The 13,283-nt window shown below is 52.4% G+C and carries 9 protein-coding genes, 1 pseudogene and 1 CRISPR repeat array; of the genes and pseudogenes, 9 read left to right on the top strand and 1 reads right to left on the bottom strand.

Annotated features, from left to right (window positions below):
• Positions 1-19: 19 nt before the first annotated feature.
• From cas7c to ACM67E_RS03005, 9 genes and pseudogenes are all read left to right on the top strand, one after another.
• Positions 20-580, top strand: a pseudogene (gene cas7c, locus ACM67E_RS02965) (type I-C CRISPR-associated protein Cas7/Csd2); the annotation flags it as partial.
• Positions 581-586: 6 nt separating this feature from the next.
• The gene (gene cas4, locus ACM67E_RS02970; RefSeq protein WP_416192140.1) at positions 587-1,258 is read left to right on the top strand and encodes a CRISPR-associated protein Cas4; all 672 of its coding nucleotides are present in this window, start codon (positions 587-589) and stop codon (positions 1,256-1,258) included.
• Between the two features lie 33 nt (positions 1,259-1,291).
• The gene (locus ACM67E_RS02975) at positions 1,292-2,446 is read left to right on the top strand and encodes a PIN domain-containing protein (protein ID WP_416192141.1); all 1,155 of its coding nucleotides are present in this window, start codon (positions 1,292-1,294) and stop codon (positions 2,444-2,446) included.
• Between the two features lie 234 nt (positions 2,447-2,680).
• Entirely contained in the window at positions 2,681-3,694 is a 1,014-nt protein-coding gene (cas1c, locus tag ACM67E_RS02980) for a type I-C CRISPR-associated endonuclease Cas1c (protein ID WP_416192142.1), read from the top strand.
• Between the two features lie 117 nt (positions 3,695-3,811).
• The gene (cas2, locus tag ACM67E_RS02985; protein ID WP_416192143.1) at positions 3,812-4,105 is read left to right on the top strand and encodes a CRISPR-associated endonuclease Cas2; all 294 of its coding nucleotides are present in this window, start codon (positions 3,812-3,814) and stop codon (positions 4,103-4,105) included.
• 190 nt (positions 4,106-4,295) lie between these two features.
• A CRISPR array of direct repeats spans positions 4,296-4,990; the repeat unit is 32 nt; unit sequence TCAGCCGCCTTCGGGCGGCTGTGTGTTGAAAC.
• Positions 4,991-5,053: 63 nt separating this feature from the next.
• Entirely contained in the window at positions 5,054-5,860 is an 807-nt protein-coding gene (locus ACM67E_RS02990) for an integrase core domain-containing protein (RefSeq protein ID WP_416190995.1), read from the top strand.
• A 466-nt stretch (positions 5,861-6,326) separates the two neighbouring features.
• Entirely contained in the window at positions 6,327-6,824 is a 498-nt protein-coding gene (locus ACM67E_RS02995; protein WP_416192144.1) for a hypothetical protein, read from the top strand.
• 216 nt (positions 6,825-7,040) lie between these two features.
• Complete coding sequence (gene putA, locus ACM67E_RS03000) at positions 7,041-10,646, top strand: bifunctional proline dehydrogenase/L-glutamate gamma-semialdehyde dehydrogenase PutA (protein WP_416192145.1); 3,606 nt, start codon at positions 7,041-7,043, stop codon at positions 10,644-10,646.
• A gap of 152 nt (positions 10,647-10,798) precedes the next feature.
• A complete protein-coding gene (locus tag ACM67E_RS03005; protein ID WP_416192146.1) occupies positions 10,799-11,545 on the top strand; it encodes an AAA family ATPase in 747 nt (248 codons plus the stop codon).
• Positions 11,546-11,634: 89 nt separating this feature from the next.
• On the opposite strand, the gene gshA is transcribed toward ACM67E_RS03005, so the two are convergent.
• The gene (gshA, locus tag ACM67E_RS03010) at positions 11,635-13,182 is read right to left on the bottom strand and encodes a glutamate--cysteine ligase (protein WP_416192147.1); all 1,548 of its coding nucleotides are present in this window, start codon (positions 13,180-13,182) and stop codon (positions 11,635-11,637) included.
• Positions 13,183-13,283 lie beyond the last annotated feature (101 nt).

Raw genomic sequence — 13,283 nt, forward strand, 5'->3', positions numbered from 1 at the left:
ACCCGGTTATTTCTTACACGCCCGCCAATACATGTGCAGCCGCTATTACGACGTGCGTACCTTCGGCGCAGTCATGACCACCGGCAAAAATGCAGGACAAGTACGCGGCCCCGTGCAGCTTACCTTCTCTCGCTCTATCGACCCGATTATCACATTGGAACACTCCATCACCCGTATGGCGGTAACCAATGAAAAAGACGCCAGCGAAACCGGCGACAATCGCACCATGGGACGCAAATTCACCGTCCCCTACGGCCTATACCGCTGCCACGGCTTCGTTTCCGCCCACTTTGCCAAACAGACCGGCTTTTCCGACGCAGATTTGGAATTGTTCTGGCAGGCCCTAATCAACATGTTCGACCACGACCATTCCGCCGCACGCGGACAAATGAACGCCCGCGGTTTGTATGTCTTCGAACACAGCAACAGCCTGGGCGACGCTCCGGCCGACAGCCTGTTCAAACGCATTCAGGTTGCTAAAAAAGACTATGTGGAAGTGAGCCGCAGCTTCGACGACTACACCGTCAGCGTCAACGAGCAAGATTTGGGTGTAACCAAACTGCACCGCAAATTAGGCTGATGTTTAATGGACGCCGATTTGCAGAATACCGAGCAAATCCGACCGCCTGCAAATGAAGGGAAACACGATATACGGACGGTTTCCCTTTCTGCCCTGCAACACTACGCCTTCTGTCCGCGCCAATGTGCGTTGATTCACAACGAACAGGCGTGGGCGGAGAATTTTCTCACCGCGCAGGGCAAGGCGTTGCATGAGCGGGTGGATTCGGGCGAGCCGGAAACGCGCAGGGGCATCCGCTTTGAGCGCAGCGTGCATGTTGCGGCGGAAAAACTGGGGCTGAGCGGCATACTCGATATGGTCGAACACGATATTCGGACAGGCCGTCTGAAACCCGTGGAATACAAGCGCGGCAAGCCCAAGCCCGAGCCGTTCGACGAAATCCAGCTTTGCGCGCAGGCGATGTGTTTGGAGGAAATGACGGGGCAGACCGTCGGCGAAGGCGCGCTGTGGTATATGCAGACCCGCCACCGCGTGCCCGTGGCGTTTTCAGACGGCCTCAGGGCGCAGACACTAGAAGTTATCCGCAAGGTACGCGAACTGCTGGACAGCGGCACCACCCCGCCGCCCGAATACGGCAAACGCTGCAAAGCCTGTTCGCTGGTGGAGATTTGTCAGCCGCAGTTGTTGGAAAGGGATAAGTCGAAAGGGTATGTGGCGGGGTTGTTTGGGGATTTCTAGGTTATTATTTTCTATAAGTAAAGGAAAAAAGTTGTGAGGGGATCTAATAAGCACTATGCTGCCTTAACAATTGATACTTCAATCTTTGAAAAACATGGATTAAAACTCAATAAGGGTCTGTTGGCTGAGTTAGATCAATTTAGCGATAAGCCAATAGATTTAATTTTAAGTGACATTGTTTTTTTAGAACTAAAATCTCATTTGCATAAAAAGGAAATGGAGACAAGGAATAAAGTTGGTTTGGCTTTAAAAGATGCTTCCAATTATCTAAATTGTTGTGATAACGATATAGATAAAATTGTATTATCACTGGGCATGAACTTGAAGGATGGAAGCATATCAGATGCTCAATTAACTGATTTTGTAACAAAATGTAATGTTAATATTATTGAGTCACAGCAATATTGTGACATGGGGACGTTGATAAATTTATATTTTTCTAACTCTGCACCATTTAAGGATGTTGGTATAAAGAAAAATGAATTTCCTGATGCTATTTCTTTATTATCATTAGAAGCATGGGCCAATGAAAATGATAAGAAGATATTAGCTGTTAGTTCAGATAAAGATTGGGGGTACTTTGCTGAAGGTAAAGACAATGTTGATGTTATTGATGATTTAGCGGGAGCAATAGAAATACTTAATACTCAAACTAATGAGGCTTTAAGTTGTATTATTAATGAAATTAGGAAGGATTTATTAAATTATTCTAATAGTGAAATTTATAAGAGAATTTATTCTTCAATTGAACAGTATTTAGATGTTCCTGATGTTTATGCTGATTCGGCATATAATTATTATGTTGATTATTCTTCTATTGATTTAATAGAGGTTGAAATATTTAAAAATAGTATTAATGATGATGTACAAGTATATTTAGTTAACTCCAATTCAGATGGTATTACACTTAGTGTTAAGTGCAAGGTTTATTGTGAAGTGACGGCACATTTTAACTTTTTTATTTGGGATTCAATTGATAAAGAAGATGTAGCCCTTGGTGTGGATGAAAAAACGATAGAGGTACCATATACAACGGATGTGCTTGTTTATTTATATGGGAACTTTTTAAGTGGATTACCCAGTATGGAAATAGGTAATGTAGAGGTTATTGATCAATTAGGAACAGTTGAAATAGGTTCAGTTTCTCCTTTCAATCATGATGAATATGAGCAGTTCTTAAGTGAATAATCCCCCAATTTTTAAGCATCGTGGCGGATGTAAGCAAGCATAGGTTGTGTAAACCAATAAAATACCGAAATTTCAGACCAAGGCCGTCTGAAACGATAATATTCTGAATGTTGAATTGTTTTGTTAGATGCTTAATCCAACCTACTAGAATATCGTCTAAAATCTTTCAGACAGGTATTTATACTCAGTTGATTCAATAATAAAACTACATTAAAAAGCAAGAGGGCTTCAGCTATGCGCAAACTCCAAAACACGCTCTATATCACCACCCAAGGCAGTTATCTGCATAAGGAGCGGGAGACGCTGGTGGTGGAGCAGGAGCGCAGGAAGGTGGCGCAGTTGCCGGTGCATTCTATCGGGCATATTTTCTGTTTCGGCAATGTGTTGGTGTCGCCGTTTTTGATGGGGTTTTGCGGGGAAAACGGGGTGAATCTGGCGTTTTTTACCGAAAACGGGCGGTTTTTGGGGCGTTTACAGGGGCGGCAGGGCGGGAATGTGCTGCTGCGGCGGGCGCAGTACCATGTTTCGGAGCAAAATCCGGTGCCGATTGCGCGCAATATGATTGCGGCGAAAATTCAGGCAAGCAAGCGGGTGTTGCAGCGGCAAATCCGCAATCACGGGGAGAATGCGGAGATTCAGGCGGCGGTGGTGGCGCTGAATTTCAGTTTGCAGCAGTTGAAGCGGGCGGAGAGTCTGGATGTGGTGCGCGGGATTGAAGGCGATGCGGCGGCGCGTTATTTCGGGGTGTTCGGGCATTTGGTGAGCGGAAAAAGCGGTTTTGTGTTTGACGGGCGAAACCGCCGTCCGCCGCGCGACGGGGTGAATGCGCTGTTGTCGTTTTTATACAGTGTGTTGGGCAAGGACATCAGCGGCGCGTTGCAGGGCGTGGGGCTGGATCCGCAGGTGGGTTTTCTGCATGCGGACAGGCCGGGACGCGACAGTTTGGCGCAGGATATGTTGGAGGAATTCCGCGCGTGGTGGGTGGACAGGCTGGTGCTCTCGCTGATTAACCGCGGGCAGGTGAAGCCGCAGGATTTTGTGGCGGAGGCGGGCGGCGCGGTGAATATGAAGCCGGAGACGCGCAAGCTGCTGTTTCAGGCGTTGCAGGCGAAAAAGCAGGAGACGGTGGTGCATCCGTTTTTGCAGGAGGAAGTGCCGGTGGGGCTGCTGCCGCATGTGCAGGCGATGCTGCTGGCGCGGCATCTGCGCGGGGATTTGGCGGAATATCCGCCGTTTTTGATGCGTTGATTTTTTCAGACAGGCATTTTCAGACGGCCTTTCAGGTAGCCTTTGAGGCCGTCTGAAAATTGGTTATAAGCGTTTCAGACGGCCTGCAATGCCTGTCTGAAAAATAGGGGAAACATTGTGCTGATGTTGATTACTTATGATATTTCGCTGGAAGACGCGGAAGGGCAGGCGCGGTTGCGGCGCATTGCCAAGCATTGTTTGGACTACGGCGTGCGCGTGCAGTTTTCGGTATTCGAGTGCGACATCGCGCCTGATCAGTGGGTGGTGCTGAAAGCGAAACTGCTGGATACTTACAACCCGGAAACCGACAGCCTGCGCTTCTACCATCTGGGCAGCAAATGGCGGCGCAAGGTGGAACACCACGGCGCGAAACCGGCGGTGGACGTGTTTCAGGATACGCTGATCGTGTGAATCGCTGACCTGCGGTTCTCATGAAATCCCCGTGAGGTTGGCGACGGGAAATTTTTCTTTAACAATTAGGAATTTGGGAAAACAGGTATAACGGTTATCGGCTGTGTTATACTTGCTCCCTGCCTTTTTCGGGGGCGTTGGCGAAATCGGGCTTTTTAAGGCTGGTGGGACAAGGCTTTCGAGAGGGGCTTCAGCCGCCTTCGGGCGGCTGTGTGTTGAAACTGAGTTTTCTACTGGCGGTCAGTCTGATTCTGTTGTCAGCCGCCTTCGGGCGGCTGTGTGTTGAAACAATGTGAACGCGGCTAAATTGGCTGATAAGCATGGGTCAGCCGCCTTCGGGCGGCTGTGTGTTGAAACGTAGCGCAGCAAGTCGATTTGTCTTGTCACCAAATCAGCCGCCTTCGGGCGGCTGTGTGTTGAAACCATCGTCAAAATTCCCAAATCACACCAAATTCAGTCAGCCGCCTTCGGGCGGCTGTGTGTTGAAACAGCGAAGAAGAAGATATTAAGCGCGATGTGATTATCAGCCGCCTTCGGGCGGCTGTGTGTTGAAACTGTTGTATGAAAGAAACCGCCCTTGCTGCTGGGCTCAGCCGCCTTCGGGCGGCTGTGTGTTGAAACTCGATACCGCGGTTGCGCTCTTTGCCCTGAGCCTCAGCCGCCTTCGGGCGGCTGTGTGTTGAAACAGCTGCTTGGCGTTCGGCTGCCCGCTGTATGAAGCTCAGCCGCCTTCGGGCGGCTGTGTGTTGAAACCAAGATTGCCGCGCAAATTTGGTATGCAACTGTCTCAGCCGCCTTCGGGCGGCTGTGTGTTGAAACCGGAATCTCATGCGCGGAAACAAATTGACGAAACTCAGCCGCCTTCGGGCGGCTGTGTGTTGAAACATTGCAAATACCCGTTGTAAGAAAAGCTAGCGTTGTTTACAGTATTTGAAAGACAATACTGCCATGAACATCCACAAAAATACCCGACTTACACCGCACCAACGTCAAGCCGTTTGGCGCGCCTATACACAGGATAAAATTACCGTTACTTCACTTGCCCGGCAATACCAAGTCAGCAGAGTAACCATCTACCGTATCCTCAAAGCCGCACGGCTGCAGCTGCTCACACCGCAAAACAGTACCAACAACCGGTTCAAACAAGCAAAATACGGGATGAAACGTTTGGCTAAGGTTGAAAAAGCCATCGAAGAAAAGCTCAAAAAACAGGCTAAACGCTACAACAAATCCTATCCCGGCGAAATGGTGCATTTCGATACCAAACGGTTGCCGCGGCTGAAAAACCAAAGCGTTGCCGACCCGTTCGAATACCTGTTTGTCGCCATCGACGACTACTCCCGCGAACTGTACGCAGCCATCTTGCCCGACCGTACGGCTGCCAGTGCCGCCAAGTTTCTGTTGAGGGATGTGATTGACTGCTGCCCGTACACCGTCGAATGCGCATACTCGGATAACGGAGTGGAATACAAAGGCAATGCATCCCACCCGTTTGGCGCTGCCTGCTGCCGCAACAACATCGTGCAGAAGTTTACCCGTATTGCGCGTCCGCAGACCAACGGCAAAGCGGAACGGGTGATTCGGACGCTGATGGAGATGTGGCACGATAAGCAGACATTTGACGATGCGCAACACCGGCGCAGGGAATTGTGCCGCTTTGTGAATTTCTACAATACGGTCAAGCCGCACGGCAGCTTGAAAGGCAGGACGCCTTTTGAGACTTTGGAGGATTATTTTTCTCAACCTGTTGTGTAAACAACCCGGTTATTTCTTACACCCGTTTTCCAGATAGTTTTCGCGTCAGCCGCCTTCGGGCGGCTGTGTGTTGAAACCTCATGTTACAGATGATAGAACATGGTCGCCTGTCAGCCGCCTTTGGGCGGCTGTGTGTTGAAACTTCAACTCAACCTATGAAATATGGATCGTCTGAATCAGCCGCCTTCGGGCGGCTGTGTGTTAAAACATCCAATTCTTTGATGAATTTATGCCCCTGTGCCTCAGCCGCCTTTGGACGACTTTTATACTGAAATATTGGCGTTGAAGCCGACTTTTCAGACGGCATTTTTTATACATCTTGATAGAAATTAATTTTCTATTACAGGCATCAAGGAACCGCAGACGTTTGACATAGTCTAAGTGATAAGTTGTCGCAAGTATCCGTTGAGGCAGCTTGGAAGTATTTTTGTTTGTTACCTTTAGTATTTTTTACGGAGAAATCAAAATGAAAAAACTGTTTAAATTGGCTGCGTTACCGCTTGCGGTTTTGGCGTTCAGCAGTGCTGCTTATGCGAATGACCGTGAATGCGGCAGTATGTTGGGTAAAATTTCAGTAGATGGAAACGTGATTGTAAAGCAGAATCAAACATGCAGCCTTGACGGTACGAAGGTCGACGGTAATGTGAAAGTGGAGCAGGGCGGTAAGTTGGCAGCTGCGAATGTGGATGTGAAAGGTGATATTCAGGCTGATAAGGCTGCCGGGTTGACTGTAACCAAGAGCAAGGTCGACGGCAATATCCAAGTGAAAGAATCATCGGGTGCGGTGGATGTGAATGCCAACCGTGTCAACGGCGACATCCAGTTGTTCGACAACAAAGCCGGTGCCGTTGTGAAGGGCAACACCGTTGACGGCAATTTGCAATGCAAAAATAATGCAGGCAAGCTCGAAGGCAGCGGCAATAAAGTAAAAGGTAACAAAGAAGATCAGTGCGCCCGTTTCTGATAATGGGTTGAAATGCTAAAGCGGCAGGCGGTTTCAGACGGCCTGCCGCTTTTTTGTTTCGGGGAGACAGGCCGTCTGAATTTTTGCACTCAAGACGGTTGGAGGGTGTATTTTTTATGCGGAACTATTTTTTACTGTGATGACGGAAAGTGTGGCGGCGGTATGCCGTGGTCTTTATAATTGATAAATTGATGTCTGTTTTTCAGGAGAAAAGAAATGTTCCGATTTGCCCACACTCAGCAATCCCCGTTGCGTCAAGCGGTTACCGATGCCTACCGCCGCGATGAAATCGAAGCGGTCGAAGATATGCTGCAACAGGCGCAGATGACGGCGGAGGAGCGTCAAGCCGCTACCGAGCTGGCGCGCCGTTTGGTAACGCAGGTGCGAGCGAGCCGTACCAAAGCCAGCGGGGTGGACGCGCTGATGCACGAGTTTTCGCTGTCGAGCGAGGAGGGTGTGGCCTTGATGTGTTTGGCTGAAGCACTGCTGCGGATTCCCGACAATGCCACGCGCAACAAGCTGATTGCCGACAAACTTTCAGACGGCGATTGGAAAAGCCATCTGAACAACAGCCCGAGCCTGTTCGTGAACGCGGCGGCTTGGGGATTGCTGGTGACCGGCAAGCTGACGCATACGCCGAGCAGCGAGTCGCTTTCAGGCAGTCTGAAAAACGTGTTGAACAAAGGCGGTGCGCCGCTGATCCGTAAGGGCGTGGACTATGCGATGCGGATGCTGGGCAAGCAGTTCGTTACCGGTCAGACCATCGAAGAAGCCCTGCAAAACGGTAAAGAACGCGAAAAACTGGGCTACCGTTTCTCGTTTGATATGCTGGGCGAAGCGGCGTTTACCCAATCCGATGCCGACCGCTATTACAACGACTACGTCACCGCGATTCACGCCATCGGCAAAGATGCGGCGGGACAGGGCGTGTATGAGGGCAACGGTATTTCGGTCAAACTTTCCGCCATCCATCCGCGCTATGCCCGCGCCCAACACGAGCGCGTGATGAGCGAATTGCTGCCGAAATTGAAAGAACTGTTTTTACTGGCGAAACAATACAATATCGGCCTGAACATCGATGCAGAAGAAGCCAACCGCTTGGAATTGTCGCTGGATTTGATGGAAGCCTTGGTGTCCGACCCTGATTTAGCGGGTTACAACGGCATCGGTTTCGTCGTTCAGGCTTACCAAAAACGCTGCCCGTTTGTGATTGATTATCTGGTGGACTTGGCGCGTCGCAATAATCAGAAACTGATGATTCGTTTGGTAAAAGGTGCGTATTGGGACAGCGAAATCAAATGGGCGCAGGTGGACGGTATGAGCGGCTATCCGCTGTACACGCGCAAAGTGCATACCGACATTTCCTATCTGGCCTGCGCGCGCAAACTGTTGGACGCGCAAGACGCGGTGTTCCCGCAGTTCGCCACGCACAACGCCTACACGCTGGCGGCGATTTACCAGATGGGCAAAGGCAAAGACTTTGAACACCAATGTCTGCACGGCATGGGCGAAACGCTGTACGACCAAGTGGTCGGTGCACAAAACCTGGGTCGTCGCGTGCGCATTTACGCGCCCGTCGGTACGCACGAAACGCTGCTGGCGTATCTGGTGCGCCGTCTGCTGGAAAACGGCGCGAACTCGTCGTTTGTGAACCAAATCGTCGACGAAAAAATCAGCATTGACGAGCTGATCCGCAGCCCGTTCGACACCATTGCCGAAGAAGGCATCCATCTGCACGCCGCCTTGCCGCTGCCGCGCGATTTGTACGGCAAAGGCCGTCTGAATTCGCAAGGCGTGGATTTGAGCAATGAAAACGTGTTGCAGCAGTTGCAGGAAAAACTCAACCAAGCCGCCGCGCAAAGTTTTCAGACGGCTTCGATTGTCAACGGCAGGTTGCGCGAAGTGAATCCGCCGCAAGCCGTGAAAAATCCGGCCGACCACAGCGATATTGTCGGTACGGTTTCCTTTGCCGATGCTGCGCTGGCGCAAGAAGCCGTTACCGCCGCGGTGGCCGCGCAAGCCACTTGGGGCGCAACGCCTGCCGCCGAACGCGCCGCCTGCTTGCGCCGTTTTGCCGATTTGTTGGAGCAGCACACGCCTGCGCTGATGATGCTGGCTGTGCGCGAAGCCGGTAAAACGCTGCAAAACGCGATTGCCGAAGTGCGCGAGGCGGTCGATTTCTGCCGTTACTACGCCGACGAAGCCGAGCAGACGCTGCCGCAAGGCACGCAGGGCGTGGGTACGGTTGTCGCCATCAGCCCGTGGAATTTCCCGCTGGCGATTTTCACCGGCGAAGTGGCGGCGGCTTTGGCTGCCGGCAATACCGTCGTCGCCAAACCTGCTGAGCAGACCAGCCTGATTGCCTGCTATGCCGTATCGTTGATGCACCAGGCCGGCGTGCCGTCTGAAGCCTTGCAGTTGGTCTTGGGTGCGGGCGAAGTCGGTGCGGCCTTGACGCAGGATACCCGCATCAGCGGCGTGATTTTCACCGGTTCGACCGAAGTGGCGCGTTTAATCAACCAAACGCTGGCCAAACGCAGCGACAATCCGGTTTTGATTGCCGAAACGGGCGGCCAAAACGCCATGATTGTCGACTCGACCGCTCTGGCCGAGCAGGTTTGCGCCGACGTCTTGAATTCGGCCTTCGATTCGGCAGGCCAACGCTGTTCGGCCTTGCGCATTTTGTGCGTGCAGGAAGACGTGGCCGAGCATATGGTGGGCATGATTAAGGGTGCGATGAACGAATTGACGGTCGGCAATCCGCGTTTGCTGAATACCGATGTCGGCCCCGTGATTGACGCGGAGGCGCAAGCCAACCTGCTGGCGCACATCGGTAAAATGAAGGGCGTGGCCAAATCGTTCCACGAAATCAAAATTTCAGACGGCATCGATGAAGCGCAATCGACTTTTGTCGCACCGATTCTGTTTGAATTGAACAACTTAAACGAATTGCAGCGCGAAGTGTTCGGCCCCGTACTGCACGTCGTGCGCTACCGTGCCGACGAACTCGACAGCCTGATCGACCAAATCAACAGCAAAGGCTACGCGCTGACCCACGGCGTGCACAGCCGCATCGACGCGACGGTGGAACACATCCGCGACCGTATCGAAGCGGGCAACGTTTACATCAACCGCAACATCGTCGGCGCAGTGGTCGGCGTGCAGCCTTTCGGCGGTCACGGCTTGTCGGGTACAGGCCCGAAAGCGGGCGGCCCGTTTTACCTGCAACGCCTAAGCCGTCTAAAACAATGGATTGCGCCGACCTTGAGCAAAATCGGCCAAGCCGACGACGAAGTGCTGAAACGCTTGGAAAGCGTGCTGCACCGTCTGCCGTTGGGGCAGGAAGACAAAATGGCGGTTGCCGCCGCTTTGGGACAAGCCCGAATCCGCACGTTGCGTCAAGCCGAATCGGTATTGGCGGGGCCGACGGGCGAACGCAACGTCTTGAGCTGGCACGCCCCGAAACGCGTGTGGATTTACGGCGGAAGTCTGACGCAGTCGTTCACCGCTCTGGCGCAACTGGCCGCCGCCGGCGTACAAGGTGTCGTCGAAGCCGGGCATCCGCTGGCCGCCGAAGCCGCGCAATTGGACAATTTGCTGATTCTCGATAAGCCGGAAAACGCCGGTATCAGCCACGCGGTTGCGCTGGAAGATTTGCCGAGCGAACGCAAACAGGCTCTGGCTGCCACCGACGGCGCGTTAATCCGTATCCTGCCGTCTGAAAACGGCTTGGACATTTTGCAGGTATTTGAAGAAATTTCGTGCAGCATCAACACCACCGCAGCCGGCGGCAACGCCAGCCTGATGGCGATGTCGGATTAACCGTTTGGTTTTAATCGTTGGCCGCATCAAAGGCCGTCTGAAAATCGGTATGGATTTTCAGACGGCCTTTTATATTGTCCATATGGCAGCAAAGCCCCCGCGATATGGACGGGTGCTATAATTTGTACACGCTATGCTGATAAACTTATTCTATGGACAACAAACCTTTTCTTCTGGATATGTACCTGCGGCAGGACAAAACTTATCCGCAGGGGCAGTATCCGTTTAATCTGCCTGCGGTTCGGGCATTGGCGCAGATGGACGCGTTGGCATTTCATCCCAAAATCACTTATTTTGTCGGGGAAAACGGCAGCGGCAAATCGACTTTGCTCGAGGCATTGGCCGTCAATTTGGGTTTCAATGCCGAGGGCGGAACGCGCAATTTTCATTTTTCCAGCAACGATACCCACAGCGATTTGAGCGGTTATCTGCGTGTTGCCAAATATGCACGGCCAAAAAGCGGCTTTTTTCTGCGGGCGGAAAGTTTCTACAATACTGCGACTTACGCCGACAGTATCCAATTGGACAATCATCCTCTGTATGGCGGCCGTTCGCTGCATAAGCAGTCGCACGGCGAATCGTTTTTAAGTATTGTGCATCACCGCTTTGAAGGGCGAGGACTGTATTTGTTGGACGAATTGGAATCCGCGCTCTCACCTAAACGGCAGTTGGAAGTGTTGGCAAGGCTGCATGAATTGGCCGAACAGGGTGCGCAGTTTGTGATTGTTACCCACTCGCCGATTTTATCGGCTTATCCTGACGCATTGATCTGGGAATTTTCCCGCACAGGTATCCGGCAGACTGCTTACGAGGATACGGAAATATTCAGAACCATGAATATGTTTATGGAAAATCCGCGTAAAAGGGTAGAGGAATGGGTTGGCATAAGCAATGTGTAAAAGCTTATCCGCAAAATCCGTTTTGTTCTAATCAATAAAAGCCATGCCGTCTGAAATTTTCAGACGGCATGGCTTTTGATACATGACGGTTACACCGCCAGTTTCGCCAAACATTCGTGCAGCGGATTGAAATAGTCCGCCAGATAGTCGTCAAACGGGATTTCGGCGGCGGCTTTGGCTTCGATTTCGGCAAAGTCCTGCAGCGACTGCGCGCTTTGCGCTTCCAGCTTGGCTTGGATTTCAGACGGCAGCGGCTGTTTCAATATTTCCGCATGGGCGGCGGACAAGGCCATTGCCCACGGCAGGAATTCCTGATTCGTCAATTCGGACTGAACGCGCTGCGGCAGGCGCAGGGTTTCGCCGCGGTTGGCGCGGATTTGGTTTTCCACAGCTTCACGGTAGCTGCCGCCGTTGACGCTGCGGTCGAGGTTTTCGGCAATCGGCAGGATTTCGTGCAGGATTTGGTCTGCCCAATCCTGCGCCTTGATGCTGCGGCCGTTTTTAAACAGGCTGAAGCCTTCGCTCAAGCCCATGCAGGCGGTGCGCAGGCGGTTGTGGTTGGCTTCGTTGTAGTCGGCGGTAGTAAAGGCCGGCGATTCTTTGAGCAGACACCAGAGCATGAAACTTTCCAAAAAGTGGATTTGTTCCAGGCTTACGCCGGCAGGATCGTAGGGGTTGTTGTCGAGCAGGCGCAGCTCGACGTAGGCGATGCCGCGCGCGCTCAATGCGCTGATGGGCAGTTCGCCTGTTTTGACCGGCTGTTTGGGGCGTGCGCCGCTGTAATATTCGTTGGCGATTTGCAGGATGTTGGTGCTGATTTGGCGGTAATGTCCGGCCGGGCCGCGCAAGCCCAGATATTCGTAAACCGGTGCGGGTGTGAGTACCGCCGCGCCCAAGTCGCGGACGTATTCGTTCAAATGGTTGAAGCTGACGCTGAAATCGACTTTGTTTTGATAGCCGAGCTGGCTCATGCGCAGCGTGGTGGCGTTTTTCCAGTTGAAACTCTGTTCGTGCTGGCGGTCGAGCACGTTTTGCGCCGGCTGGAAACTTTGGTCGCAGGCGTGGGCGGTGCCGAACAAGTGGCAGATCAGCCAGCCGTGGCGTTGGATGTTGCGGATCATGCCCATGTAGCGTTCGTTGCGCCAAGCGTCGGTCGGTTCGACACCTTCCTGCTCCGCCAATGCCGCCCACAGGTTTTCCGGCGGCGAATAGTTGAAATGCACGCCGGCAATCATCTGCATGGCGCGGCCGTAGCGGTAGGACAGGCCGACGCGGTAAAGGCGTTTCAGTTTCGCACCGTTGCTTTGGCCGAAATAGCCGATTTCGATGTGTTCGGGATTGTCGGGTAGACGGCAGGGCATACTGGCCGCCCACATGATTTCGCCGCCGATGTTTTGCGCGCTGAACTGATGAAGCTGCAAAAGCTGGCCGTATGCGCCCTGCGGCGAGGTGTGCGGATCGGTAACCAGTTCCAGCAGGGCTTCGCCGTAATCGATGGTGATGTTGGGGTGGGTGTAAACATTGCCCAAGGCTTCGGGGTGGCGGGTAGCGGCAAGGCGGCCGTCGGCGGTGGTGCGCAGGCTTTCGCGCTCGATGCCGATGTTGCCGCCGGACAGGGGAAGGTTATCGATGTTCATGTGGCTTCCTTAACAGAAAACGCGGATTTTCTGTGAAAAATCAATCAAGGCAATGGCGTTGCGCCATGCAAACGGAGCGATTTTAGCACGGAATGCGCGGC

It is taken from the genome of Neisseria sp. CCUG12390 (assembly GCF_047837985.1).
In the GTDB taxonomy this organism is placed as follows: Bacteria; Pseudomonadota; Gammaproteobacteria; order Burkholderiales; family Neisseriaceae; genus Neisseria.

Excerpts from the sequence above, each read along its gene's own strand:
- cas1c (WP_416192142.1), top strand. The coding sequence starts at position 2,681 with ATGCGCAAACTCCAAAACACGCTCTATATCACCACCCAAGGCAGTTAT.
- ACM67E_RS03005 (WP_416192146.1), top strand. The coding sequence starts at position 10,799 with ATGGACAACAAACCTTTTCTTCTGGATATGTACCTGCGGCAGGACAAA.
- ACM67E_RS02990 (WP_416190995.1), top strand. The coding sequence starts at position 5,054 with ATGAACATCCACAAAAATACCCGACTTACACCGCACCAACGTCAAGCC.
- ACM67E_RS02995 (WP_416192144.1), top strand. The coding sequence starts at position 6,327 with ATGAAAAAACTGTTTAAATTGGCTGCGTTACCGCTTGCGGTTTTGGCG.
- gshA (WP_416192147.1), bottom strand. The coding sequence starts at position 13,182 with ATGAACATCGATAACCTTCCCCTGTCCGGCGGCAACATCGGCATCGAG.
- putA (WP_416192145.1), top strand. The coding sequence starts at position 7,041 with ATGTTCCGATTTGCCCACACTCAGCAATCCCCGTTGCGTCAAGCGGTT.
- cas4 (WP_416192140.1), top strand. The coding sequence starts at position 587 with ATGGACGCCGATTTGCAGAATACCGAGCAAATCCGACCGCCTGCAAAT.